The sequence below is a fragment of the Mesorhizobium sp. GbtcB19 genome (assembly GCF_019091085.1).
Classification (GTDB): domain Bacteria; phylum Pseudomonadota; class Alphaproteobacteria; order Rhizobiales; family Rhizobiaceae; genus Mesorhizobium.
Genome location: NZ_JAGXJY010000003.1, coordinates 172155 through 198503 on the forward strand (window position 1 = coordinate 172155; position 26349 = coordinate 198503).

The following is a 26349-nucleotide window of genomic DNA, read 5'->3' on the forward strand; positions in this document are numbered from 1 at the left end:
GACGTCGTCATTCCAGGGCGAAGCAGGAGCGAAGCTCCGTCGCGGAGACCCTGGAATCCATGCCGTGACCTCGGGCATGGAATGCAGTGGAGCAGAATTCTGCACCGTTGCGACACCTCGAAGTACCGGCATGGATCCTCGGGTCTGCGCGCGTCGCTTCGCTCCTTGCTCCGCCCGTGGATGACGACCTGATGGGCGTTTCGGCTAATCTCCAAGGCCACGCTATCGATCAAGATCGCGGCGCCTTGCAACGCCGATCCTCACACCTCGTGCAGATAGAGGTGATAATCTAGCTCGCTCACCGTGCGCGCGACCCGCAGATATTCCGCCTGCTTGATTGCCACGAAGGTGCGGTGCAGGTCGGCGCCGAGCGCCGATTTCAGGAAATCCGAGGTCCTGGCGGCTTCGATCGCGGCGCGCCAGTCGGCCGGCATGCTGGATTTTCCTGTCGCCTGCTCGTAGCCGTTGCCCGTTGTCTCGGGCCCCGGGTCCAGCTTTTCGTCGAGGCCTTTGACGATGCCGGCCAGCACCGTCGCCGCCACCAGATAGGGGTTGGCGTCGACGCCCGACGGCCGATGCTCGATGCGGCGGTTCCTGGCGTCGCCCGCCGGCACGCGCAGCGCCACCGAACGGTTGTTGACGCCCCATGTCGGCGCCACCGGCGCGTAGGATTGCGCGACGAAACGGCGCCAGGAGTTGGCATGCGGCGCAAACACCAGCATCGATTCCGCCATGGTGTGGATCAGGCCGCCAAGCGCGTCGAGCAGGCTCGGCGACCATTTTTCGCCGGTGGCCTCGGTGAAGACGTTGCGGCCGGCATCGTCCAGCAGCGAGACGTGGAAATGCATGCCCGAGCCGGCATAGGCCTCGATCGGCTTGGCCATGAAGCAGGCGGTGACGCCATGCCGCCGCGCCTGCGCCCTGACCAGCCGCTTCAGCATGATGAGATCGTCGGCCGCCCGCATCACGTCCTTGCGGTAGTTCAGTGTCAGTTCGTACTGACCGGGCGCGTATTCCGAAATGACGGTTTCGGCCGGGATGCCCTGCGCCTTTGCCGCGGCATAGACGTCGGAAAACAGCGGCTCCATGCCGTGCAGGTGGTCGACGGAATAGACCTCGGTCTTGGCCGAGCGGCGGCCGTCGAGCACCGCGCGGGCAGGCTGTACCTTGCCGTCCGCATCGCGCTCATTGGCGAGCAGGAAAAATTCCAGTTCGAAAGCTCCGGCCGGATGCAGGCCGCGCGCCGCCAGCAGCTCCACCTGCCTTGCCAGCACCAGCCGCGGGTCAGAGGTCATCGGCTGGCCGTCGAGATGATGCATGGACATCAGCACCTGGCCGCGCGGCGGGTTGGTGCCGAAGAGCGGCACCAGCGTGCCGGGGATCGGCCAAGCCCGCAAATCGCCGTCGCCGGTGTCCCACACCAGCCCGGTCTCGTGCACGTCCTCGCCGGTGATGTCGAGGCCGAGGATCGAGATCGGCAGATGCCGGCCGTTCTCGAAAATGCCCATCAGCTCGTGCCGGCGAACGATCTTGCCGCGGCCGATGCCGTTGGCGTCGGTCAGCACGATGTCGAACGCCTCGATCTCGGGATGCGCATCGAGAAAGGCCTTCGCCTCGGCGGGCGTCGAGCCGGAAGGCGAAGTTGTTACGGCGTTCGGATTGTCCATCGCCGCTTTTCTCATGCCGTAAGCCTGGCCGCAACCGCGGCGAAGGCGGCGACCAGCCGGCTCACCTGCGCGGAAGTCGTTGCCGGCGAGATCAGCATCATGTTGTGGAACGGCGCGATCAGCACGCCGCGATTGACCAGCGCGACATGGATGGCGGCTTCCAGCTCCGGCGCATGCGCCTTCTCGGCCTCGCCGCCATTCGTCAGCGGCCCGGGCGCGCAGATGAACTCGACGCGCGCGCCGACCCGCGCGACATGCCAGGGCAGCTTGTTTCGATTGATCACAGCGGCCAACCCGGCATCGAGCCGGCGTGCCAGCCGGTCCATATGCGCGTAAGCCTCCTCCGTCATGACCTCTTCCAGCGTGGCGCGCATCGCCGCGAATTGCAGCGGGTTGGCCGACAGCGTCGTGCCCATGCCGGAGTAACCGGGCTCCTTGGTCCGGTTGTAGGCGCCGTAGCGGGTGGCGACCTCCTCGCTCATCCCCCAGATGCTCGCCGGCACGCCACCCGCCACCGGCTTGCCGAGCACGAACAGGTCCGGCTCCAGCCCGTGCTTGCGCGTGTAGCCGCCAGGACCGGTCGAAATGGTGTGCGTCTCGTCGATCAGAAGCAGTGTGCCGGCCGTGCGGGTCAGCCGCCGCAGCGCGTCGTGGAAGCCAGGCTCCGGCAGCACCATGCAGGAATTGGTCAGCACCGGTTCGGTGATGACGCAGGCGACGTCGCGGTCGGCCAGTGTTGCCTCCAGCGCGCCAATGTCGTTGAACTCGACGATCCTGGTCGCTCGCGTGAGATCGCGAAACTCGCCAGCCAGGCCCGGCCGGTTCGCCGGCTTGCCGTCGATCAGCCGCACCATCGTCTCGTCGACCGAGCCGTGATAGCAGCCGTTGAAGACCAGGATTTTTTCACGGCCCGTCACCGCGCGGGCGACGCGCAGCGCGAAGCGGTTGGCATCGGTGGCGGTGGTGGCGATCTGCCAGTAGGGCAGGCCGAAGCGCTGCTGCAGCAGCGTGCCGATCGCCAGCGCATCCTCGCTGGGCAGCATGTAGGTCAGGCCGCGCGCCGCCTGGCGGCGGATGGCGCGCGCCACCGCCGGCGGCGAATGGCCAAGCATCGAGCCGGTGTCGCCAAGGCAGAAATCGTCGAGCTTGTTGCCGTCGATATCGGTGATGGTGGCGCCCTTGGCGCCGTCGACGAGGATCGGGAATGGCGTCGGCCAGTCGGTCATCCAATGCATCGGCACGCCGCCGAGGAAGCCGGCAATGCCGTTGCCGAGCTTCGCCTCGGATTGCGGCCGCGCCTTTCGGAAAGCGGTGGCCTCCGCATCGCGCAATTCGGCGATGCGGGCGATATCGATGCCGCCGATGGAAGTCCGTGATTCCGATGCCTGCATGAAAACCCCTGTGTTTCGCGCGGCACTCTGCCTACGGCTTTGCAAAACTGCAATTGGCCGCGGGCGGGGCGGGCGTTGGATCAGGGAGTAGGGCAGTAGGCAGTAGGCAGTAGGCAGTAGGCAGTAGGCAGTAGGCAGTAGGCGCTCTCTTTCTATTGCCTACTGCCTATTCCCTATTGCCTACGCCGTGATGTCGATGACGCCGCAATCGCCGGCGGCACTGCCGAAGGCGACGCGGCGCTCTTCCTTGTCCCACATCATGGCGGTGATGGCGCCCTTGCCGGGGCGGCGCAGCAGCACTTCCTTGGCGTCGGCAAAGCGCGCTGCGATCACCATACCGTCCTCATAGCCGATGGCCACGACGTCCTGGCTGGGGTGGCAGGCAACGCATGTCACCATCATGTTGCCGCGCGTACCGAGCTCCAGCGGCGCCTTGCCCATCGGGCCGTCCTTGGCTGAGAAGGGCCAGACGATCGCCGCCGGCGCGCCGGAGCTTGCCAGCCATTTGCCCTTCACGCTCCAGGACAGGCTTTTCACCTTGCCGGGATAGCCTGACATGCGCATGTGCTTGCCGTCGGCAAGCTTCCAGCCATGCAGCGCGTTCTCCTGCATGGTGGTGACGAGGAAAGCCCCGTCCGGGGAGAAAGTGACGCCGGTATGGGCGCCGGCCCATTCGAGCTCGACGGGCTTGCCCTCGGCCGCCGGGAAATGCAGCGTCGCCCCATTGTAGCGGGCAACGCCGAAACGCATGCCCTTGGGAGAGAAGGCGAGCCCCTCCACCGAGCGCGGATGGGCGAACTCTTTCACCCTGCCGTCGGCAAAACGCACGAATGCGGTCTTGCCGGAGGCATAGGCGATCGCCCCCTGCGGGCCGGCAGCGACGCTGGTGACCCACTTTTTGCCGGCGCTGGCCAGTTCGTTCACCTCGCCGCCGGCCTTGATGGCAAACACCTTGCCGTCCTCGCCGCCGGTGACCAACCGGTCGTTGGCCGCATCGTGGAAAGCAGCAAGCAGGCCGTCATTGGCCTGCACCGTTTTTTGCCCATTATCCAGGCGATGGATCGCGCCGTCGGCCAAAGCGAAATGCGGCACGTCGTTCAGGAACACGGCGGCGACGCAATGGCCTTCGAGATCAAGGGGGGCAACTGTGGGCATGATTATCTTTAGTCAATGAAAGTGCAGAGGGCGGCTTACTCGACGTTCGCACGTCCGGCAACCATGAGAGGCACCAAAGCTAGGCAATTGTTGATATCAATGGCCAAGGTCAGCGCTGCCCCTCATTGTCCTGCCGGACATTTCTCCCCGTATAGTGACAGGGAGAAAGACAGCTGTCGCGGATGGTTTCGCCAATCGCCAGCGCTGCAGAATAGCGTCGGCGCTGCGGCCAGTCGCCTTCTCCCCGTCACTATACGGGGAGAAGGTGCCGGCAGGCGGATGAGGGGCGGCGCCGGCCATTGGAGGCTACTATGCATTGGCGTCGAATTGTGGCTACAGAGTATTTGGCAACGCTTCGATCGCCCTAAGCATCTTCGCATTCGGCTTTGGGGGGTGCTCCAGCAAATCCAGGATAAGTGCGAAATCGGGAGCAGATATTCTCACGACTTCGGTCGCATTGATCGAAATCTGCGGCCTATGCCCTGTCTTTTTGTCGGTGAGTTTCGACATCTCTGTCCTTAGCCAATGGTTAGGCCGCCTGGCAGGCCTCGAAACTCTTCCTGAGCTTGTCGCCGTCGAGATCGCGGCCGATGAAGACCAGCCGGCTCTCATGCTTTTCGCCGTCCTTCCAGGCGCGCTGATGGTCGCCCTCGAGGATCATGTGCACGCCCTGCAGCACATAGCGATCCTCGTCGCCCTTCAGCGCGATGATGCCCTTCAGTCGCAATATGTTCGGCCCTTCCATCTGGGTCACCTTCTCGATCCAGGGGAAGAACTTCTTCGGGTCCATCTCGCCGCCGCGCAGCGACACCGACTTCACCGTCACGTCATGGATGTCGGAAGCATGGTCGTGATGATGATCGTGCCCGTCATGATCGTGATGGTCGTGATCATGATCGTGATGATCATGGTCGTGGTCATGCGCCTCGAGGAAATGCGGATCGTTCTCCAGCGCGCGCGATAGGTCGAAGGCGCCGCGGTCGAGCACTTCGTCGAGCGCCACCCCGGAACGCTGCGTGCGATGGATTTTTGCCGCCGGGTTAATGGCGCGGACCGTAGCCTCGACCTTTTCGAGCTCTTCCGGCGTGACAAGATCGGTCTTGTTCAGCACCACCACGTCGGCGAAGGCGATCTGGTCCTCGGCCTCCTTGGAGTCCTTGAGCCGCAGCGGCAGGTGCTTGGCGTCGACCAGCGCCACTACCGCGTCCAGCTTGGTCTTGGTGCGCACGTCGTCATCCATGAAGAAGGTCTGCGCCACCGGTACCGGGTCGGCGAGGCCCGTGGTCTCGACGACGATGGCGTCGAAGCGACCGGGCCGCTTCATCAGGCCCTCGACGACGCGGATCAGGTCGCCGCGCACCGTGCAGCACACGCAGCCATTGTTCATCTCGTAGATTTCCTCGTCGGATTCGACGATCAGGTCGTTGTCGATGCCGATCTCGCCGAACTCGTTGACGATGACGGCGTAACGCTTGCCGTGGTTCTCCGACAGGATGCGGTTGAGCAGCGTCGTCTTGCCCGCGCCGAGATAGCCGGTGAGAACGGTTACGGGGATTTGCGTCTGTGCATCGCTCATGGCTTGCCTCGAAAATCTTGGATTTGTCGGCCTCATATAGGATGGCGCGGCGGCTTTTGCACGTCGCAAACCGCTGGGCCAGCCGACAGCCCTTTCCGGTGCTCACCGGGCGGGGAAATTGTCGCCAAAGCGCTGCACCGGCGGAACTGCTTGTCGGGTTCCGGTGTGCTCGATGCCGCGCCGCTGTGAATCTCGCCGGTTCAAAAGTCGTTTGTCATCTAACTGAAATAAACATCTGGCATCACCTGCGCGGGCACCGCAATGCTTGCCGGCAAAGCGTTCTCCGAGCCGGACTCTTTAAATCGTCATTTGCCAGCCGTCGCGCAGCTCCTATGCTGTCCGGACCGGTTCGGCCGAAGAGGGAATGACCATGGCCAAGGCGGACAAGACAGCGACAATGAGCCGGCTGCATTCGGCGGCGCGGCTGGCGCGCACGGCGCTCGCGGCGCGGCTTCTGGCGCACGGCTTCTACGCCGGCCAGGACCAGATCATGCTGGCGCTCGACCGCGAGGACGGCCAGACGCCAGGCAATCTCGCGGGCCGGCTGGGCGTGCGGCCGCCGACCATCACCAAGACCATCAACCGGCTGCAGGCTCAGGGTTTCCTGGAAAAGCGCGCCTCCTCGGCCGATGCCCGCCAGGCGCATATCTTCCTCACCGAGAGCGGCCGCGAAACCATCCGAGCCATCGAGAAGTCGGTCAAGAAGACCGAGAAGCAGGCTCTGAAGGGTCTCGACAAGAAGGACCAGAAGGCTCTGTTCAAGCTGCTCGCCCGCATCGAGGCCAATCTGTCGAACGAAGATCTGGTCCTGATCGACGACGACGCGGAGTTGGATGAAGCGTGACGCGCAGCGTCATCGCTCAACCGCGATACGTTCCGACATAACGAGCGACGCGCAAGCGTCGTCTCGGGCGACGCACCACTCAAGCATCGGCGGCTTAGCGGAAAGGGCGACGACGCTGCGCGTCGCGCCTGAGCGCTATCACCGGACGTCTCGCGGTTGAGCGACGACGCTAACGCGTCGCGCTTACCAGCGCCGCCCAGCGCCCTGGCGTCACCCCGAACGCCTTCTTGAAATGCCGGTTGAAATGGCTCTGATCGCTGAAGCCGGCCGCAGCGGCGATTTCCGCCAGCGACTCTTCCTCGGCGATCATGCGCCGCGCCCTTTGCAGCCGGCGCATCAACAGGAAGCGATGCGGGCTGGTCGAATAGGTCGCGCGGAAATGCCGCGACAGCGCATAGCGGTCGAGGCCGGTAACAGCTTCCAGCTCATCCGAGCGTACCGGCCGCTCGGCATTCTCTTCCAGATAGTCGCGGGCAAGTGCCGCGGCGCGCCACGCGGTCTTTCCAGCAGCCTTTGCCGGCTTTCCGGCATGGCGTTGAAGGTGTTGCGCCAGCTGCGCAACGAAATCGGCCACGAACAGGTCGCCGAGCTCTTCGTCGAGCGGCATCAGCGCTGAGAGCAGCGTGTCGCGCAAACGCGAGTCGCTTACCACGGCGTCGCGGACGAAAGGCAGCGGCGCGCCACCGAGGCAGTCGAGCAGCAGGGACGGTTCCAGGTAGAGGATCCTGTAGCGCAGCCCGTCTTCCGTGCCGGCGCCGCCATCATGCAATTCGTCCGGATGCAGCACGATCACCTGGCCGGGCAGGCTGTGCTGCAGCGCGCCGCGATAGTGGAAGCGCTGCACGCCGTCGAGCGTCACGCCGATGGCATAGGTGTCGTGCCGGTGCAGGTCGAAGGCGTTGCCATGAAAGCGCGCCTCGATGCGTTCGAGGCCGAGTCCGCCCGGCGCCGCAACGATGCGGTCTCCGCTTGCATCGGCGCACGAACGTTCAAGACCTCCCAGCGTCTCGCCGCCTAGACCAAGCGTCATCGCCTCATCCATGCCCGTCATGGGCCATCTCTCGGAGTCTCCATCTTGGTATTCGATTCGAAAATTGCAATCGTGCTGTGGGACGATCTGCCGGTGTGGCAGAAGCTCAACGTCACGGCGTTCCTGACCAGCGGCATCGTGGCGCAGTTCCCCGAGATCATCGGCGAGGCCTATCGCGACCGCGCCGGCAATCTCTACAACCCAATGTCCATCCAGCCGGTCATCGTCTTGTCGGCGGATGGGGCAACGCTGAGCACGATCCATCGCCGGGCGCTGGAACGCGGCATCACGACATCCGCTTATATCGAGGAAATGTTTTCGACCGGCCACGACGTCGCGAACCGCGCCGTGTTCGCCGAATTCGCCCCGGACGACGCCAAGATCGTCGGCATCGCGCTGCGGGCTGAGAAGAAGCTGGTCGACAAGATCACCAAGGGCGCCCGCATGCATGCCTGAACCAGGTCGAGCCCGTCGGCCCCCGACTAAGCCTGCACAGGACGCTTGTTGGGCCAGTCGCTTTTGGCTTGCCGGCCAGCGGCGATTGCCGCAGAAGGGTTACGTCTATCTTCCTTCGGCCCGACCTTGACCATTTCCAAAACCAGCGACGACAGCGCAACGCCGCCCGCGGCGATGCTTTTGATGCTTTGCGTCTATGTCTGCTTCACCTTTCTCGACACCTCCAGCAAATATCTGGTGCTGGCCGGCGTTTCGGCGCTGATCGTCGCCTGGGCCCGTTTCACGGTCCACGTCCTGCTCGTCGGCGTCTTCCTGCGCGGCTGGCGCGAGCCGGTGCGCTTCCGCGCCAACAACCTGCCGGCGCATCTCTTGCGTGGCTGCCTGCTTTTCGGCTCGACCATGTTCAACATCCTTGCGCTGAAGACGCTGCAGCTGGCCGAGACCACATCGATCTATTTCTTCGGCCCGATGGTCATCACGGCGCTTGCCGGCCCACTGCTCGGCGAATGGGCCGGCTGGCGGCGCTGGCTGGCGATCCTTACCGGCTTTGTCGGCGTGCTCGTCATCACCCGGCCCGGTGTCGGTGTGTTCGGCATCGGCCATCTCTTCGCGCTCGGCTCGATGTTGTCGAACTCCTTCTACGTCATCATGACCCGACGCATGTCGTCGACCGAGACGTCCGAGAGCCTGATCCTGTTCTCGGCCTTGGCGCCGGCGGTGCTGCTCTTGCCCACGCTGCCCTTCTCGCATGCGCTGCCGCAGGACGGCTGGCACTGGGTCGTTCTGCTGATGCTGGGCGTCTTCGGCGCCGGCGGCCACTATCTGCTGGTGCAGGCCTATCGCCTCGCCACCACCACCGCACTTGCGCCTTACCCCTATTCGCAGATGGTGTGGATGATCATTTCCGGCTGGGTGATCTTCCACCAGTTCCCGGACCGCTGGACGCTGCTGGGTGCGGCCATCATCGTCGCCAGCGGTCTCTACATCATCCACCGCGAGCACCGGCTTCGTCTGCGTAATCTCGCAACGGTGGATACAGAAGCTGAAACCCTGGCGAAAAAACTTTGAATCGCTCCTGATCGATGGCATAAGGCCGCATTTAAAAAATTTAAAGACGTGGTTCCGAGACCCTGGGGAGCGAAGGGCACTGGCACAGAAGATCAAGCTTTCGACGATCGCGGATGCGCTCGGCGTCTCCACGGCAACGGTTTCGCTGGCGCTGCGCGACAGCCCGCTGGTGGCCGGCGCCACGCGCGAGCGTATCAAGGAACACGCCCGCGCCATCGGCTATATCTACAACCGCCGCGCCGCCTCGTTGCGCACCTCGCGCTCCGGCATCGTCGGCGTCGTCGTGCACGACATCATGAACCCGTTCTTCGCCGAGATCCTGCGCTCGATCGAAAGCGAGCTCGACCGCAGCCGCCAGACTTTCATCCTGTCCAATCATTACGACCAGCTCGAAAAGCAGCGTACCTTCATCGACACGCTGCTGCAGCTCGGCGCCGACGGCGTCATCATGTCGCCGGCCATCGGCACGCCGGCTGAGGATATCATCATGGCCGAGGAAAACGGCCTGCCGGCGGTGCTGATCGCGCGCACCGTCGCCGGCGCCGACGTGCCGGTGTTCCGCGGCGACGACGCCTATGGCACCGCGCTTGCCACCAATCATCTGATCTCGCTCGGCCACAAGCGCATCGCCATGATCGGCGGCACCGACCAGACCTCGACCGGCCGCGACCGCTACCAGGGCTATGTCAACGCCATGGAGGCGGCCGGGCTTGAGGTCAGGCCGTCCTGGCGCATTCCCGGTCCGCGCACCAAGCAGGCCGGTTTTGAGGCCGCGGGACAGTTTCTGGCGCTGAAGGACAAACCGACCGCCGCCTGCTGCTGGAATGATCTGGTCGCGATCGGGCTGATGAACGGCATCGCGCGCGCCGGCCTCGTGCCGGGCGTCGATATCTCGGTCACCGGCTATGACGATCTCGAGGAGGCGGCGATCGCGACGCCGGCGCTGACCACCGTCTGGAACGGCCAGCGCGAAGTCGGCCGCCGCGCCGCCAGCGCCCTGCTCGACAAATTGAACGGGCAGGCGGTGCGACCCTCGCAGGAATTGATCAAGCCGGAGCTGCATGTGCGGCAGTCGACCGGCAAGCCGGTGGAGCGTGCATGACCAAGGCTGACGAGTTGCAGACCGTCGCCGTCCTGGTGCCGGGTCATTTCAACGACCATGCGGTCGAGCGTATCGACCGGACCTTCAAACGGGTCAGGATCGAGCGCGCCGATCCGGCACTGGTCACCGACGAGATGCGCCGCGACGTGCGCGCCATAGCGTCCTTCGCCGGCATCGATGCGGCGATGATGGACGCTCTGCCCAACCTCGAGCTCATCGCGTCCTTCGGTGTGGGTTATGATTCGGTCGATGCCGGCCACGCGGCCAGGAAAAACATCATGGTCACCAACACGCCGGATGTTTTGACCGAGGAGGTCGCCGACACCACGATCGGCCTTTTGATCAACACCGTGCGCGAACTCTATGCCGCCGAGAAATATCTGCGCGACGGCGACTGGGTGAAGAATGGCAACTATCGCCTGAGCCGGCTTACCTTGCGCGGCCGCCGCGTCGGCATTTTCGGCATGGGCCGCATCGGCCTTGCCGTGGCGCGCCGCCTTGAAGTGTTTGGTCTGCCTGTCGCCTATCACAACCGCCGCAAGGTCGATGGCCTCGCCTACGAATACCATTCCACGTTGAAAAGCCTCGCCGAAGCCGTCGACACGCTGGTCTGCATTGCGCCGGGCGGCGCCGCCACGGAGAAGGCGATCAATGCCGAAATCTTGTCGGCGCTGGGTTCGAACGGCGTCTTCGTCAACATCGGCCGCGGCTCGACCGTGGACGAGGCAGCCCTCGCCGCGGCTCTCGAAAGCGGAACCATCGCCGCCGCCGGGCTCGACGTCTTTGCCGACGAACCGAACGTGCCGCAAGCGCTGCTCGGTGCGCCCAACACCTCGCTATTGCCGCATGTCGGCTCCGCCTCCGAGCATACGCGCCGCGCGATGGCGGATCTGTGCGTCGACAATCTCGTGTCTTGGTTCACCGAGCGCCGGCCGCTCACCCCGGTTCCGGAAACGGTCAATGTCAAGGCGCGCGGCTAGAGCACCCCAGGAAGAAACCTAAGTGTCCCCGCCACATGTGTTAATGCTTCGGTAGTGCATTAACCGCCGCTTAACGCTTTGAAATCATTTTCCATACTTGGTGAGTATGGAGAAGCGGCGTGAAGCTGGTTGCCGGGTTGGTTGCGTCGGTTGCGTTGTTCGGAGGCGCGCATTTCCTGTATGGCGGCGAGAGCCGAAGCCTGGCCGTCGAGACCGCTTCCTCGAGCACGTATCGATTGACCGCCAACGGCGACGAAGCGGCCTGCGCCATTCACCGTGGCGCCGAGGTCTCGGACGGTCTATCGCTGCTTTCGGTCGCGCCGAACTGCCGCAAGCTGATGCCCGGCATCGAACGCGCCAAATTCTGGCGCGAGCAGGCCGACGGGACGGTCGCCTTCAGCACGAATGGGATCGACCCGATCGTCACCTTCAGCGTCGCCGATGGCGATGGCTACGAATCCTATGCGCCGACCGCGCCGCTTCTGGCGCTGAACAACGACAGCAACAACTGATTTTAAGCAGCAGGTCTATTCCGCCGCCGCGCGGGCGCCGGCCTTTGCCGCCGCATGCAGCCGCACGGCGTCGCCGAATGCGCGAAAAATCTTGGCGGAATTGCTGTCCGACTTCACCCAATATTCGGGGTGCCACTGCACGCCGACCGCGAAGGCGCGGGCGTCCTTGACCGAGACCGCCTCGATCGTGCCGTCAGTGGCCAAAGCCTCGACCTGCAGTTTCGGGCCGAGCCGGTCGATCCCCTGCCGATGCAGCGAGTTGACCTTGATCTCGCCGGCGCCGAACACGCCTGCAAGGCAGGTGCCCGGCTTGATCGAGATCGTCTGGTGGATGGCGAAACGCTCGTCCTGATTGTCGCTCACCGGCGCGCGGTGATCGAGCGAGCCTTCGCGTTCCTGGATCTCGGTGCCCAGCGTGCCGCCCAGCGCCACGTTCAGCTCCTGGATGCCGCGGCAGATGGCGAGCAACGGTACGCCGCGCTCGAGCGCCCTGCGGATCAGCGGCAGCGTCGTGGCATCGCGCGCCGGATCGTAAGGACCGTTGGCCTCGCTCGGGTCGCCGTCATAAAGCGAGGGATGCACGTTGGATTTCGAACCCGTCAGCATGACGCCGTCGACCGACGACAGCAATTCGTCGAGGTCTAGACGGTCGCCGAAGGACGGCACCAGCAGCGGGAACACGCCGGCGCCGGCGATCGCCGCTTCCAGATATTGCTGGGGCGCGGCGTGCCAGGTGTAGTTGTCGAACTGGCGGACGTCGGACGAGACTGCGACGAGCGGTTGCTGCATTTTGGGTTTGGATTCCTTCGAGAGCCAAGGCGTTAATCTGCCTACAAAATAGGCGATCTGAAGGCAGTTTGCCATGGCAAGTTTCGCGGCCTCGCATAGGCCAGGGCGGATGGCGTTAGACTATAGTTGCACGTTGCCCGCGATGCTGGACTCGACATCTTGCCCGTGTATTGTTTCGCGCAACCGGCCAAGGCAGCGAGGCCCATAGGTCGGTCAGCTGATCCGCAAGGGAGGAAACCGCATGGATCGTCGTTCATTCATCCGTAAGGCCGGTGCGTCCGGTGTCGGTGCTGCGGCAGCGGCCGCCGCACTTGCCACGCCGGCGATAGCCCAGTCCAATCCGAAAGTGACCTGGCGGCTGGCATCGTCCTTCCCGAAATCGCTCGACACGATCTATGGCGGCGCCGAAGTGTTCTCCAAGATGCTGTCGGAAGCGACCGATGGCAATTTCCAGATCCAGGTCTTCGCTTCGGGCGAGCTGGTGCCCGGCCTGCAGGCGGCCGACGCCACCGCTGCCGGCACCGTCGAAGCGGCCCACACCGTGGCCTATTATTACTGGGGCAAGGACCCCACCTGGGCGCTGGGCGCCGCCGTGCCTTTCTCGCTCAACGCGCGCGGCATGAACGCCTGGCACTACCATGGCGGCGGCATCGACCTGTTCAACGAGTTCCTCGGAGCGCAGGGTCTGTTCGGCTTGCCGGGTGGCAATACCGGCGTTCAGATGGGCGGCTGGTTCCGCAAGGAAATCAACAGCGTCGGGGATCTGAAGGGCCTCAAGATGCGCATCGGCGGCTTTGCCGGCAAGGTCATCGAGAGGCTTGGCGTGGTGCCGCAGCAGATCGCCGGCGGCGACATCTACCCGGCGCTGGAGAAGGGCACCATCGACGCTGCCGAATGGGTCGGCCCCTATGACGACGAGAAGCTCGGCTTCTACAAGGTCGCGCCCTACTACTATTATCCCGGCTGGTGGGAAGGCGGCCCGACCGTCCATCTTCTGTTCAACAAGGCGAAATACGAAGAACTTTCGCCGGCTTATAAATCGCTCTTGCGCACCGCTGCGCAGGCCGCCGACGCCAACATGCTGCAGAAATACGACTATGTGAATCCGCCGGCGGTGCGGCGGCTGGTGGCCGGTGGCGCCAAGCTCCGGCCGTTCAGCCAGGAGATCATGGCGGCCTGTTTCGACAAGGCCAACGAGGTCTATGCCGAGATGGAGGCCAACAACGCGCCGTTCAAGAAGATCTGGGAATCGATCAAGGCCTTCCGCAAGGAGCACTATCTCTGGGCCCAGGTCGCCGAATACAATTACGACACCTTCATGATGGTGCAGCAGCGCAACGGCAAGCTTTAGGCCAGGCTCCTCCTTCTCCCCGTCACTATACGGGGAGAAGGTGCCCGAAGGGCGGATGAGGGGCAGCGCCGACTTCGGCGGCTGTAGGCTTGAGTGGAAGCTGAAGCCCCGAGTTCGTGTCTTGTCCATCCAGCATTGGCGCTGCCCCTCACCTGCCTGCCGGCATCCTCTCCCCGTATAGTGACGGGGAGAGGGGAGCTGTCGCCGGTGGTTTCGCCAACCGTCAACGTAGCCTGCTGTCACCCTCGGCCCGGCACAACCAGCACCTTGACCTCGCCCGGCGCGGGTGGGTTGGCAATCACGTCCGGCGCCTCTTCCAGGCTGACCTGCTTCGAAATCAGCCGGTCGACCTCGATCGCGCCCGAGGCGATCAGCTGCGCCGCCCGGCCATGCGTGAACGGATTGAGGAAGGATCCAAGCACCTTCAATTCGCGAAACAAAAGATCGAACGGCTCGATTTCCACCTTCATGCCTTGCGGCACCACACCGACGATGACGACCGTGCCGCCGGCCCTTGCGATGCGCATCGACTGCTCCACCGTGTCGCGCACGCCGGCGCATTCCAACACCACGTCGACCCCGCCCGGCGCCAGGCCGTTCGGCCCGGCGACTGCCGCGATCGGGTCGCCGGCGCTGGGGTCGATCGTCGCGGTCGCGCCGAGCTCCTCGGCAAGCGCGCGGCGCGAGGCTTGCCTGGTTGACAGGATGATGGTCGCAGCACCGGCAAGCTTCGCCAGTTGCACGACGAGCAGGCCGATCACGCCGCCGCCGAGCACCGCCACCGACGCGCCCGGCCGGATCGCGGCCAAATCGACGCCGTGCAGGCAGCAGGCCAGCGGCTCGCAGAACGCGCCATGCGTCGGCTTGAGATCCTTGGGCAACCGGAACGCCTGTTTGTGCGGCATCAGCACATAGTCGGCAAACCCGCCGTCGCGGTGGATGCCGATGGCCCTGAGGTTGCTGCAGAGATTGACGCGGCCGGCATGGCAGTGGGCGCAGCGCCCGCAGGCGATGTTGGGATCGCCGGTGACGCGGTCGCCGACGGCGATGGCGGGCACCGCCTCGCCGACGGCTTCGACGATGCCGGAGAACTCATGGCCGAGCGTAACCGGCGGCGTGCAGGGGAACTCGCCGTGGAAAAGATGCCGGTCGGTGCCGCAGACGCCGCAGGCCTCGATGCGCACGAGAACGTCCTCAGGCCCGGGAACGGGTTTCGCGACCTCGCGCAGCGCGATCTTGCCTACCGCTTCCAGCCGCACGGCCTTCATGGTTCACCTCAGTTGAATTTGGGCGGTTGCGAGAGGTCCGGCGCCGGCGCTGCCGGCTGGGCCGGCGCGTCGCCGAAATTCGGCGGTTGTGACAGGTCCGGCGTGCCGGGTGCCGCCGGCGCGCCGCCATTGGCGGGAGCCGCGCCGTTGTTCGCCGGAGGCGGCGACAATCCAGGAGCCTGCGGCACCTGATAGTCGATCGTGCCGGGCTCAACCGCCGGCCCCTTGTAGCGCATGACCATTTGCGGGAAGGCGATGGTGAGCCCGATCATGATCACCTGGATGCCAACGAACGGCACCGCGCCCCAATAGATCTGGCCGGTGGTGACCGGCGCGATCTGCTTGCCGGTGATCCTGTCGAGATAAGGCACGCGGGCCGCGACCGAGCGCAGGTAGAACAGCGCGAAGCCGAAGGGCGGATGCATGAAGCTGGTCTGCATGTTGACGCCGAGCAGCACGCCGAACCAGATCAGGTCGATGCCGAGCTTGTCGGCGGCGGGCGCCAGCAGCGGCACGATGATGAACGCGAGCTCGAAGAAATCGAGGAAGAAGGCGAGCACGAAGACCAGGATGTTGACGCCGATCAGGAAGCCGGTCTCGCCGCCGGGCAGCGAGGTCAGCAGATGCTCGACCCAGATGTGGCCGTTGACGCCGTAGAAGGTGAGTGAGAACACGCGCGCGCCGATCAGGATGAACAGCACGAAGGAGGAAAGCCTGGTCGTCGAGGTCAGCGCCTGCTTGACGACATCCATCGTCAACCTGCCCTTCAGCGACGCCATGATGAGCGCGCCGACGGAGCCCATGGCGCCGCCCTCGGTCGGTGTGGCGATGCCGAGGAAGATCGTGCCCAGCACCAGGAAGATCAGCGCCAGCGGCGGGATCAGCACGATCACCACCTGCTGCGCCAGCTTCGACATGAGGTTGAACCTCAGCCGCTGGTCGACGATGGCGACGACATAGATGACGATGACACCGACGGCGAAGCCGAGGATGTCGGCATTGTCGCCCTGCGTTGGCGCGAGATAGCGGTAGGCGCCGTAGGAGATAGCGCTCGTGATTAGCAACGCCACGATCAGCGAGATCACGCCATGGCCGAGCGTGCGGGCCTCGGGCGGCAGCGCCGGCATCGAATTCGGCCGGACGATCGACATGATCAGGATGTAGAGCATGTAGAGGCCGGTGAGCACGAGGCCCGGGATCAGGGCGCCGGCATACATGTCGCCGACCGAACGTCCGAGCTGGTCGGCAAGCACGATCAGCACGAGCGAGGGCGGGATGATCTGGGCGAGCGTGCCGGAGGCCGCGATGACGCCCGAGGCCAGCCTGCGGTCATAGCCGTAGCGCAGCATGATCGGCAGCGAGATCAGGCCCATGGCGATGACGGAGGCTGCCACCACGCCGGTTGTGGCGGCGAGCAGCGCGCCGACGAAGATCACCGCATAGGCAAGTCCGCCACGGATCGGCCCGAACAATTGGCCGATCGTGTCGAGCAGGTCCTCGGCCATGCCGGAGCGTTCCAGCACGATGCCCATGAAGGTGAAGAAGGGTATTGCCAGCAGCGTGTCATTGGACATCACCCTGGTGCCGTAGAAATTGTCGGGCAGCGCATGCAGCAGCGGCCAGGCGAGGTTGATCGAGCCGCCGGAATAGGGCGACAGCACCACGCCGATGAAGAAGAACAGCAGACCGTTGGCGGCGAGCGAGAAGGCGACGGGGTAGCCGATCAGCAGGAAGATGATCAGCGAGGCGAACATGATCGGCGCCATGTTCTGGGCGATGAATTCGATCATTGGCGGGCCTCGCCCGCGATCGCCTTGGCTTCTTCGGCCAGCGCCTCGGCCTCGAGCCTGGCCTGGTCATGCGCCGATATGAAGGGATTGGGGTCGTCCATGTCGCCGCGCATGATGGCTATTTTCTTGATGATCTCGGAAACGCCTTGCAGCGCCAAAAGGAAGAAGCCGACCAGCAGGATCGCCTTGGCCGGCCATACGATCAGGCCGCCGGCATTGGTCGACATCTCGCCGCTGTGGAAGGACAGCGACACATAGGGCACGAAATAGACCACCATCAGCACCACGAAGGGCATCAGGAAGAAGAGGTGGCCGAGCAGGTCGATCCAGTGCTGCACGCGCCGCGAGAACATGCCGTAGACGATGTCGATGCGGATGTGGTCGTTCTGCTTCAGCGTGTAGGCGGCGGCCAGCATGAAGGCGGCGCCGAACAGGTACCATTGCAGCTCCAGCCAGGCGTTGGAGGAGATGTCGAACACCTTGCGGATGACGGCATTGCCGGCGCTCACCAGGATCGCCAGCAGGATCAGCCAAGAGACCCAGCGGCCGATGAATTCATTGATGCGGTCGATCGTCCTGGATAGAGCGAGCAGCCCTGCCATGCATATCCTCCCTCGCGCATCGGCCCGAAAATCATGTTCGATTTTCGGAAAGCACGATGCGCAGACTCAAAAGTGCCATGCGGCGCGCCCGATTCCCCCTCCGGTGTCGCGTCGTTTGGACCAACGATATGCAGTGCGTGGTCTGGCAGGTCAACACGACAAGCCGCCACAAACGATGGCGCCGGCGAAAAGCCGCTGGTTCACCGCGCGTCATGCAACCAAAGTCTATAGGGTTCAGGCGATCTTGGCCTGGTCGCGCCCGGCGCCGATCAGCACCAGCATGGCGACGAGGAAGAGGTAGATCCAGGCGTCGCGCCATTCGAGCGGGAAGTAGCCGGCCCAGAGCGATTCCGCCATGCCGAAGGCCGCGGCGCCAAGGGCTGCCCTGAGCGGCGACAGATAGCCGCCGACCGCCGTCACGAACAGGATCTTGAGACCGTAGACCAGCCCGGTGCCGAAGCTGACATTGCCGTAATAGAGACCGGCAAGCACCCCGGCCAGGGCCGCGCAGCAGCCGCCAAACAGCACGGCGCGGCGGAACACGGCGGTGACGTCGACGCCGCACATGGCCGCCGCCTTGGGGTCGTCCGAAACGGCGCGCCAGGCGCGGCCGTAATGCGAATGCGAGAAGAGCCAGGCCGCCAGCGCCACCACCGCGATGACCCCCGCGCAGTCGAGCAGCTGGATGACGGTGAGCGTGACCTTGAAGCCGTCGCCCTCGGCGAAAATGACCGGGGTGGCGAGCATCGGCGGCAGCCACAGGTCGTGCGTGTCGGCGGCGATGCGGCTGGCCTCGGACAGGAAGATCAGGATGCCGAGCGTCGTCACCACGATCGCGTTGGGCGAACGGTCGGCAAGCCGTTCGAACACGCTGCGCGACAGGACATGGCTGATCAGCGCGGCGTAAAGCAGGGCGGCGGCCACGCCGAGCGCCACCGCGGCAGCCAGCGTCAGCCACAGCGCCTGGTAGCCGAAGGCGGCGGTCAGGATCATCGTCTGGCCGCAAAAGGCGAACAGCGCGCCATAGGCCAGGTTGGTGCGATGCAGGATGCCGTTGGTCAGCACATAGCCGAAGGCGAGCAACGCATAGAGCGCGCCCGAATGCAGCCCGTTCAGCACCTGCTGGAAGAAATAGAGCATGCGGCTTCCCACAGGTCGTATCACTCGACCCCGCATGGACCGTTACATTCGGAATCTAACTTGTCAAATGCGTTTTATCGGTTAGATTTCCACTCATGACAGTCTCCTGGACCCCGCACCGCTTCACCGGCGGCATCCTTGCGCTCGATACGGCGAACACCGTCGTATTGCGCAACGATCCGGAAAAGACTTTCGACCGTTTCGACGATCCGGCCGAGATCGCCCGTTTCGCCGAGGCGGCAAGCGGTTTTCGTGCCGATGAGCTCGGCGGCCGGCGGCTGAGGGCGCCAGAGCCGGACGGCATAAAGCCGGCCGTCATCTCGATCCGCGAGGCGACCGACCGCCTTTTTCGTCATGCCGTGTCGAACGGCGCGGTCGCGACCGGTCATCTGCCGGATTTCCTCACGGCCTGCGCCGGCGGGCTGTCCGGCAGCGCGACCGAGATCGGGACGCCGGGCCAGCCTTTCGGCGATCCGCAAACGCCGATCGCTTTCGAGGTGGCCTTGGCCGTCTCGGCGCTGTCGCTGTTGCGTGACGAAACGGTGGCGAGGTTGAGGATCTGCCCCAATTGCAGTTGGCTGTTCGTCGACCGCAGCCGCAACTCAAGCCGCCTCTGGTGCGACATGGCCGTTTGCGGCAACCGCCAGAAGGCAAACCGCTATTACCGCCGCCGTACGGCGGCGAGGGAGGTCAGCAATGCTTAGGACATTATCGCGCTCGGCGCTCGTCGGCGCCGCCTTGATCGCCGCAATCGCGCTCGGCGCCTGCCGCGACACCGGCAAGGACCAGCTTTTCGCCATTTCCGGCAAGCTGTTCGAGTTCAACTACCGGCTGGCCATCGCCACCTATGTCATCACGCTGAAGCCGCTGCGGCCGATGGTCGACGGCCAGGTCGCGGTCGTCAGCTTCCAGAACCCCGCCGGCGGCGACCCGCTGATCGTCAACCAGAAGATCTGGCCGAAATTGCCGCACATCACGCTGACCAGCCCGCCGCTCACCTGCGTGGTCAAGGACAAGCCTTATTCCGTCTCGATCCGTATCCAGGACGCGAGCGGCACGCTGCTCCAGAGTATCGACACCACGATGACGTCCTCGGAGGATCAGACGATGCTACCGGACCGGCCGCTGGTGACCGGGCCGATCTATGAGCTCAATCCGGAGCTTGCCGGCCATCCCGACGGAAAGCTGCCCGGCGCGGCGAAGCCGGATTGCTCCAAGGCCACGTGAAACGCGCGCCTGCGCGAAATTTTTGTTCTTCACGAACGAGTTAGCGTGATCTTGAATGCGCCGATGGCACCTCGCCAGACGGTTTGTTGCGTGTTACTTGGCCTCTGCGATTTTGTTTGACCTCTCCCGCAAGGGAAGAAAGACTGCGGCGTCCCACTCCGATGTTGGCCGCTTTTTGGAAAAGCGCCTCCGCAGAGGAAATGCCTGATGACGCTGCACGACGTCGCGCTCGACGACAAGTTCGACCTTGGCAAGGAGCGCGTGTTCCTGTCTGGTGCGCAAGCTGTGGTGCGCATGCTTTTGATGCAGCGCGAGCGTGACCGCCGTGCCGGCCTCAACACGGCGGGCTTTGTCTCCGGCTATCGCGGCTCGCCGCTGGGCGGCCTCGACATGCAGCTCTGGCGGGCCAAGAAGCAGCTCGCCGCCGCCGACATCGTCTTCCAGCCCGGCCTCAACGAGGAGCTTGCGGCCACCGCATGCTGGGGCTCACAGCAGACCGAACTGCTGGGCGAGGGCACGCATGACGGTGTCTTTTCGGTCTGGTACGGCAAGGGGCCGGGCGTCGACCGTTCCGGCGACGTCTTCCGCCACGCCAATCTGGCCGGCTCGTCGAAACATGGCGGCGTGCTGGCCCTGATGGGCGACGACCATATGGCCGAATCCTCGACCAACGCGCACGCCACCGAATTCCTTTTCGTCGACACGATGGTGCCGATCCTCAATCCGGCCGGCGTCCAGGAGATCATCGACTACGGCCTCCATGGCTTTGCCATGTCGCGTTTCGCCGGCACCTGGGCGGCGATCAAATGCGTCAAGGACAACATCGAATCGACGGCTTCAGTCGACGCCTCGATCGAGCGCCTGAACATAGTCATTCCCGAATTCGACATGCCGGCGGGTGGCCTGAACATCCGCCACGAGATCGACATGCTCGGCCAGGAAGAGCGGCTGCATGAATATAAGCGCGCCGCCGCCTCTGCCTTCATCCACGCCAACGGGCTGAACCGCATCGTCTATTCCGGCGGCCGCAATCCCAAGCTCGGCGTCATCACCATCGGCAAGAGCTATCTCGACGTCCGCCAGGCGCTGGAGGATATCGGCATCGACGAAGCCGCGGCCAATCGCATCGGCATCCGCCTGTTCAAGGTCGGCTGCCCGTGGCCGCTCGATTTCCAGCACATCGCCGAATTCGCGCGCGGCCTCGATACCATCGTCGTCGTCGAGGAAAAGCGCTCGCTGATCGAGGTGCAACTGCGCGAGAGCCTCTACGGCACCGCCACGCAGCCGGTCATCGTCGGCAAGAAGGACGAGCGCGGCGACTGGCTGTTCCCGGCCAAGGGCGCGCTCGATCCGAACGAGATCGCGATTGCGCTCGGCGAACGGATCCTGCGCACCATCGGCCCGTCGGAAGAGATCGCCGCGCGCGTGGCCAAGCTGCGCCAGTTCCAGGCGATGCTCGCCGACACGCTCGACATCGGTTCGCGCACGCCCTTCTTCTGCTCCGGCTGTCCGCACAATTCCTCGACCAAGGTGCCGGACGGCTCGCTGGCCGCCGCCGGCATCGGCTGCCATTTCATGGCGCTGTGGATGGACAGGAACACCGTCGGCTTCACGGCGATGGGCGGCGAGGGCGCGCAATGGGTCGGGCAGGCGCCGTTCTCCAAGCGCGACCATATCTTCCAGAATCTCGGCGACGGCACCTACAACCACTCCGGCGTGCTGGCGATCCGCTTCGCGCTGTCGAGCGACGCCAACATCACCTACAAGATCCTCTACAACGATGCGGTGGCGATGACCGGCGGCCAGCCGCATGAGGGCGGTCTGACCGTCGACATGATCGCCAGGCAGGTGCGCGCCGAGGGCGTCGACCGCATCGCCGTCGTCACCGACGAGCCCGACAAATATGCCGGCAAGGTCGAGTTTCCGGCCGGCGTCACCATCCATCACCGCGACGATCTCGACCTCGTCCAGCGCGAATTGCGTGACGTGAAGGGCGTTTCCGTCCTCATCTACGACCAGACCTGCGCCGCCGAAAAGCGCCGCCGCCGCAAGCGCGGCACCTTCCCCGATCCAGACAGGCGCGTCTTCATCAACGAGCTGGTCTGCGAAGGCTGCGGCGATTGCGGCGTGCAGTCGAACTGCGTCTCGATCCAGCCGGTCGAGACCGAATTCGGCCGTAAGCGGCGCATCGACCAGTCGAGCTGCAACAAGGATTTCTCCTGCATCAACGGCTTTTGCCCATCCTTCGTCACGGTGCATGGCGGCAAGATCAGGAAGGCCGAAGGCATCGCCGGCAAGGCTGATCCGCTGGACGGCGTGCCCGCGCCGGCCGAGTTCCGCCTGGGCGGCCAGGGCTGGGCGGCGATCATCGATGGTGTCGGCGGCACCGGTGTCGTCACCGTCGGCGCGGTGCTCGGCATGGCCGCGCATCTGGAAGGCAAGGGCTGCGGCATGATCGACATGGCCGGCCTTGCCCAGAAGGGCGGCTCGGTCTTCACCCATGTCCGCATCGCCCCGACGCCTGAGGACATCCACGCCATCCGCGTTTCGGCCGGCAAGGCCGACCTCGTGCTCGGCTGCGATCTCGTCGTCTCCGGCGCAAAGAAGGTGCTGGGCGCGGTGCGCGAGGGCCACACGATCTTCCTCGCCAACACCGCCGAGATCATGCCCGGCGAATTCACCCGCTCCGCCGATTTCTCGCTGCCAGTCGAGCGGCTGAAGAAGGCGATCCGCGCGGCCGCCGGCGAGGACAAGGCGCATTTCTTCGATGCCACCCGCACGGCGACCGCCCTGTTCGGCAATTCGCTCGGCGCCAACATGTTCATGCTCGGCTTCGCCTTCCAGCATGGCGGCCTGCCGCTGTCGGCGCAAGCCGTTGAAAAGGCGATAGAATTGAACGGCGAAGCGGTGGCGATGAACGTAGCCGCCTTCCGCTGGGGCCGCCGCGCCGCGCACCGGCCCGATTTCGTGCGTGGCCTGGTCGCCCAGACCGGCAAGCCGGCGTCGAAACCGGCCGAGACGCTGGACGACATCATCGCGCGCCGCGTCGCTTTCCTCACCGCCTATCAGAATGCAGCCTATGCCCGGCGCTACGCCGACCGTGTAGCGACCTTGCGCGCCGCCGAAGCCAGGGCGGTGCCCGGCTCGACGACGGTGACCGAAGCGGCCGCGAAAAACCTCTTCAAGCTGATGGCGATCAAGGACGAGTATGAGGTGGCGCGGCTTTACACCGACGGTTCTTTCGCCGCCGACCTCGCCAAGCAGTTCCAGAGCTACGAAAAGCTCGAATTCCATCTCGCGCCGCCGATCCTTGGCCGGCGCGGCAATGACGGCAGCCCAAGGAAGTCGAGCTTCGGCCCGTGGATGATGAAGGGGTTTCGGCTGCTGGCGGCGCTGAAGGGCCTGCGCGGCACTGCGTTCGACCTCTTCGGCTACACGGCCGAGCGGCGCATGGAGCGGCAGCTGCTGAAACAATACGAGGCCGATCTGGACCGCATCGCCGGCGCGCTGGCGCCGGGCAAAGTGGAAGCCGCGACGGCTCTGGCTTCCGTGCCGGCGCTGATCCGCGGCTACGGCCATGTCCGGCAAGCCAGCGCCGAAAAAGCGGCGGGCGAGCGTGCGCGGTTAATCGAGCGTTTGGCCCAGGCTCCGGCGCAGCCGGCGCTTCGCGCGGCGGAGTGACCGCGCCGACCCGATTCCGCATCAAACCCCTGAATTTCCTGGCCTGCGCCGCCTCTCTCAACCCTCTGCAACCAGAGTCAAGTGCTGTTCTAAGCCTTTCTTAAGGCCGGTATGGCATGACAAGGCGCAGTGTTGGGCCAACGGCATGGGTAGAACAAAGACCGAGAACATCCCCGCGGATGTTTACATCCAGTTTGTGCGGTCGTTGTTCGACAACGCCCACATGCTGGTGATCGGTGGCGTTTGCTACTGGATCCTCGGCTTCATGATCTATTGGCGGACGCATAACCCGCTGTTTCTGGCCTTTTCTTTCGGGCTGCTCTCCATCAGCCTGTTCCGTTACTTGGGCATACGCGGCTTCCTGAAGGCAGGCGGTTCCATTGCCAATGTCGACGAGGCGAGGCGGTGGGAGCGCAACTACATCCTCAAGGGCAGCTTGCAGGGCCTCGGGCTCGGCTCGCTGTGCTTCATATCGATCTATGTCTATCCCGATCCCTTCGCCGAACTGGCAGCGACCTCGCTGACCATCGCCACCCTGGTCACCGTCGTCGGCCGCAACTACGGCTCGCCGCAGATGGTGCGGATCTTCTCCGTGACCTTCATCGGTCCGGCGGCGCTCGGCCTCCTGCTGCGCATGGATTTCCCCTCGGTCCTGCTCGGCCTGATGATCATCCCGCTCACCTTCATCACCATCAACAGCGCCGACCATGTCCGCAACGTGCTGTTCTCCGCCGTCATCGGCCACAAGCAGGCCAGGAACCTGACGCGCCGGTTCGACCGCGCGCTCAACACCATGTCGCATGGCCTGGTCATGCTGGGGCCCGACGGCCGCGTCGCGGTGGCCAATGCCGAAGCCGCCCGCCTGATGTCGCTGAAATCGGGCGATGCCTTGCTTGGGCGCTCGATCCACGGCCTTCTGATGCGCGGCGTCGCCGGCGGCATGTTGGCGCCGAAAGACTGCCGCTACATCGAAGCGCAGCTGACGCGCGCTCTCCGCGAAGGTCGCGACCGCAAGGTGCTGGTCTCGCTCGCCAACGGCCAGCACTACGAATTCTCCGCCCGCGAGGGTAGCCAGGAACTCGGCGTCATCACCTTCGAGGACGTGACGGCGCGCGTCGAGGCGGAGGAGAAGATCCGCTTCATGGCGCGCTACGACAATCTGACCGGCCTGCCGAACCGCGCCTATTTCCACGAACTGGTCGGCGAGGCGATGGCCTCGGGCGACCAGGAGCGGCTCTGCGGCCTCGCGGTGCTCGATCTCGACGATTTCAAGAGCGTCAACGACACGCTCGGCCACCCGGTCGGCGACGGGTTGATCTATGCCGTGGCCGAACGCCTCGCCGCGATCGCCGGCCCGGGCATCACCGTCAGCCGCTTCGGCGGCGACGAGTTCATGGTCTTCTTCGACCGGGTCGAGGACGAAAGCCATCTCAGCACCCTGCTCGACGAGATTTTCGCCGACCTGCAGGGCGAGGTGGACGTCGCCGGCCACGGGCTGCGCATCCAGACCAGCGGCGGCGCGGTGCTTTCCAAGGTCAAGGACACCGACGCGGACGCCATGATCGTCAAGGCCGACCTTGCCCTCTACAAGGCCAAGGAGCTCGGCAAGAACAGCTGGCGGCTGTTCGAGGCGGCCATGGATGCCGCCTTCCGCAATCGTCAGCTGATGAAGGCCGACCTGCGCAATGCCGTGCAGGCCAGGGAACTGCGTGTCGTCTATCAGCCGATCGTGGCCGTCAACACCATGCGCATCGCCAGCTGCGAGGCGCTCTGCCGTTGGGACCACCCCGATCTCGGCCCGGTCTCGCCGAGCGTCTTCATCCCGCTCGCGGAGGAGATGGGCATCGTTTCCGACATCAGCACGTTCGTGCTGGAGGCAGCCTGCGCCGAATGCGCCAAATGGCCGGCCCAGACCAGCGTGTCGGTCAACCTGTCGGCGAAGGACTTCCGCAGCCGCGATATCGTCCAGAAGGTCAGGGACGCCTTGGCCAAGTCGAGCCTGGCGGCGCACCGGCTCGAAATCGAGGTCACCGAGACCGCCTTGCTCGACGACAAATCGCTGACGCGCGAGTCGATCGAGGAATTGAAGGCGCTTGGCGTGCGCATCGCGCTCGACGATTTCGGCACCGGCTACTCCAGCCTGAGCTATCTCCACAAGCTGCCGCTCGACAAGATCAAGATCGACCGCTCCTTCCTGGTCGACGTCAACCAGAACCGGCAGTCGCTCGATCTTCTGAAGGGCATCGTCAGCCTGTCCCGGACGCTGGGCCTTTCCGTGACCATCGAAGGCGTCGAGACCTTCGAGCAGCTGAAGACGCTGGTCCATTCCGTCAAGCCGGACTTCGTGCAGGGCTTCCTCTTCGGCGCAGCGCTCAGTGCGTCGGGCATCGAGACGATGTCGAGCGTCACATGGCCGTTCGCTGCGGACCTGCGCATAGCCGGCAAACGGACAGCCAGCTAATAACAATTCCAAGCGGGTTTCCGTCCGGAAAGTGCACCGGAGAAAGAGCAATTTCCGGGGTGCCTGAATGCGCGCCGTCGCACGGCGATAGCGAGTGGATGTTCTCAAGAAACGCTTTGCCGAGGTCCAGTCTAAACCCATTGCAGCTGGGCGTTTTCAAGCTCTGAATTCGGGTTGATCTTACCGGTCGCGGTCTGGTTGGATCAGATAATCGCCCAAGGCGAAGTTTGCTTTTCTCTCGTACAAAATCCGCCAACCG

General features: G+C 64.6%; 20 protein-coding genes and 1 pseudogene. 11 read left to right on the plus strand and 10 right to left on the minus strand.

Annotated elements, in window-relative coordinates:
* Positions 1 to 260: 260 nt before the first annotated feature.
* From KVT37_RS07590 to KVT37_RS07605, 4 genes are all read right to left on the minus strand, one after another.
* Complete coding sequence (locus tag KVT37_RS07590; RefSeq protein ID WP_217571850.1) at positions 261 to 1667, minus strand: glutamine synthetase family protein; 1407 nt, start codon at positions 1665 to 1667, stop codon at positions 261 to 263.
* A gap of 11 nt (positions 1668 to 1678) precedes the next feature.
* Positions 1679 to 3058 (minus strand): aspartate aminotransferase family protein, encoded by a 1380-nt coding sequence (locus KVT37_RS07595; protein WP_217571265.1) that lies wholly within the window; start codon positions 3056 to 3058, stop codon positions 1679 to 1681.
* A 180-nt stretch (positions 3059 to 3238) separates the two neighbouring features.
* A complete protein-coding gene (locus KVT37_RS07600) occupies positions 3239 to 4213 on the minus strand; it encodes a WD40 repeat domain-containing protein (protein WP_217571267.1) in 975 nt (324 codons plus the stop codon).
* A 529-nt stretch (positions 4214 to 4742) separates the two neighbouring features.
* Positions 4743 to 5789 (minus strand): GTP-binding protein, encoded by a 1047-nt coding sequence (locus KVT37_RS07605; protein WP_217571269.1) that lies wholly within the window; start codon positions 5787 to 5789, stop codon positions 4743 to 4745.
* Positions 5790 to 6159: 370 nt separating this feature from the next.
* Here KVT37_RS07605 and KVT37_RS07610 point away from each other — a divergent pair, with 370 nt between their 5' ends.
* Positions 6160 to 6633, plus strand: a complete 474-nt coding sequence (locus KVT37_RS07610; RefSeq protein WP_112097283.1) for a MarR family winged helix-turn-helix transcriptional regulator — start codon at positions 6160 to 6162, stop codon at positions 6631 to 6633.
* 169 nt (positions 6634 to 6802) lie between these two features.
* On the opposite strand, the gene KVT37_RS07615 is transcribed toward KVT37_RS07610, so the two are convergent.
* Complete coding sequence (locus tag KVT37_RS07615) at positions 6803 to 7675, minus strand: AraC family transcriptional regulator (protein ID WP_254633886.1); 873 nt, start codon at positions 7673 to 7675, stop codon at positions 6803 to 6805.
* 33 nt (positions 7676 to 7708) lie between these two features.
* On the opposite strand from KVT37_RS07615, the gene KVT37_RS07620 reads away from it, so the two are divergent.
* The 5 genes from KVT37_RS07620 to KVT37_RS07640 all read left to right on the plus strand — a co-directional run bounded on the left by KVT37_RS07620 (position 7709) and on the right by KVT37_RS07640 (position 11781).
* A complete protein-coding gene (locus KVT37_RS07620) occupies positions 7709 to 8119 on the plus strand; it encodes a DUF2000 family protein (protein ID WP_217571271.1) in 411 nt (136 codons plus the stop codon).
* Between the two features lie 183 nt (positions 8120 to 8302).
* Entirely contained in the window at positions 8303 to 9187 is an 885-nt protein-coding gene (locus tag KVT37_RS07625; protein ID WP_217571854.1) for a DMT family transporter, read from the plus strand.
* A 79-nt stretch (positions 9188 to 9266) separates the two neighbouring features.
* Positions 9267 to 10289, plus strand: a complete 1023-nt coding sequence (locus tag KVT37_RS07630; protein WP_127229717.1) for a LacI family DNA-binding transcriptional regulator — start codon at positions 9267 to 9269, stop codon at positions 10287 to 10289.
* Positions 10286 to 11269, plus strand: a complete 984-nt coding sequence (locus tag KVT37_RS07635; protein ID WP_217571273.1) for a 2-hydroxyacid dehydrogenase — start codon at positions 10286 to 10288, stop codon at positions 11267 to 11269. The genes KVT37_RS07630 and KVT37_RS07635 overlap by 4 nt, the downstream gene beginning before the upstream one ends.
* Before the next feature lie 119 nt (positions 11270 to 11388).
* Positions 11389 to 11781 carry a hypothetical protein gene (locus KVT37_RS07640; RefSeq protein ID WP_217571275.1) on the plus strand — a complete coding sequence of 131 codons (393 nt, stop codon included), beginning with the start codon at positions 11389 to 11391 and terminating at the stop codon, positions 11779 to 11781.
* A 15-nt stretch (positions 11782 to 11796) separates the two neighbouring features.
* Here the strand turns inward: KVT37_RS07640 and KVT37_RS07645 are convergent, their stop codons facing one another.
* Positions 11797 to 12570 (minus strand): gamma-glutamyl-gamma-aminobutyrate hydrolase family protein, encoded by a 774-nt coding sequence (locus KVT37_RS07645; RefSeq protein WP_217571278.1) that lies wholly within the window; start codon positions 12568 to 12570, stop codon positions 11797 to 11799.
* A gap of 241 nt (positions 12571 to 12811) precedes the next feature.
* On the opposite strand from KVT37_RS07645, the gene KVT37_RS07650 reads away from it, so the two are divergent.
* Entirely contained in the window at positions 12812 to 13921 is a 1110-nt protein-coding gene (locus KVT37_RS07650; RefSeq protein ID WP_217571280.1) for a TRAP transporter substrate-binding protein, read from the plus strand.
* A gap of 239 nt (positions 13922 to 14160) precedes the next feature.
* Here KVT37_RS07650 and KVT37_RS07655 read toward each other — a convergent pair whose 3' ends face one another.
* The 4 genes from KVT37_RS07655 to KVT37_RS07670 all read right to left on the minus strand — a co-directional run bounded on the left by KVT37_RS07655 (position 14161) and on the right by KVT37_RS07670 (position 18721).
* Positions 14161 to 15189 (minus strand): zinc-dependent alcohol dehydrogenase family protein, encoded by a 1029-nt coding sequence (locus KVT37_RS07655; RefSeq protein ID WP_217571282.1) that lies wholly within the window; start codon positions 15187 to 15189, stop codon positions 14161 to 14163.
* A gap of 8 nt (positions 15190 to 15197) precedes the next feature.
* Entirely contained in the window at positions 15198 to 16979 is a 1782-nt protein-coding gene (locus KVT37_RS07660; protein WP_217571284.1) for a TRAP transporter large permease subunit, read from the minus strand.
* The gene (locus KVT37_RS07665) at positions 16976 to 17581 is read right to left on the minus strand and encodes a TRAP transporter small permease subunit (protein ID WP_217571286.1); all 606 of its coding nucleotides are present in this window, start codon (positions 17579 to 17581) and stop codon (positions 16976 to 16978) included. The genes KVT37_RS07660 and KVT37_RS07665 overlap by 4 nt, the downstream gene beginning before the upstream one ends.
* 234 nt (positions 17582 to 17815) lie before the next feature.
* Positions 17816 to 18721: a branched-chain amino acid ABC transporter permease gene (locus KVT37_RS07670; RefSeq protein WP_217571288.1), complete on the minus strand. Its 906-nt coding sequence runs from the start codon at positions 18719 to 18721 to the stop codon at positions 17816 to 17818.
* Between the two features lie 95 nt (positions 18722 to 18816).
* Here KVT37_RS07670 and KVT37_RS07675 point away from each other — a divergent pair, with 95 nt between their 5' ends.
* The 4 genes and pseudogenes from KVT37_RS07675 to KVT37_RS07690 all read left to right on the plus strand — a co-directional run bounded on the left by KVT37_RS07675 (position 18817) and on the right by KVT37_RS07690 (position 26090).
* Positions 18817 to 19425 (plus strand): CGNR zinc finger domain-containing protein, encoded by a 609-nt coding sequence (locus tag KVT37_RS07675; RefSeq protein ID WP_217571289.1) that lies wholly within the window; start codon positions 18817 to 18819, stop codon positions 19423 to 19425.
* The gene (locus tag KVT37_RS07680; protein ID WP_217571292.1) at positions 19418 to 19948 is read left to right on the plus strand and encodes a hypothetical protein; all 531 of its coding nucleotides are present in this window, start codon (positions 19418 to 19420) and stop codon (positions 19946 to 19948) included. The genes KVT37_RS07675 and KVT37_RS07680 overlap by 8 nt, the downstream gene beginning before the upstream one ends.
* A 198-nt stretch (positions 19949 to 20146) precedes the next feature.
* A pseudogene (locus KVT37_RS07685) lies at positions 20147 to 23629 on the plus strand (indolepyruvate ferredoxin oxidoreductase family protein); the annotation flags it as partial.
* 145 nt (positions 23630 to 23774) lie between these two features.
* Complete coding sequence (locus KVT37_RS07690) at positions 23775 to 26090, plus strand: bifunctional diguanylate cyclase/phosphodiesterase (RefSeq protein ID WP_217571296.1); 2316 nt, start codon at positions 23775 to 23777, stop codon at positions 26088 to 26090.
* The last annotated feature ends 259 nt before the right edge of the window (positions 26091 to 26349 follow it).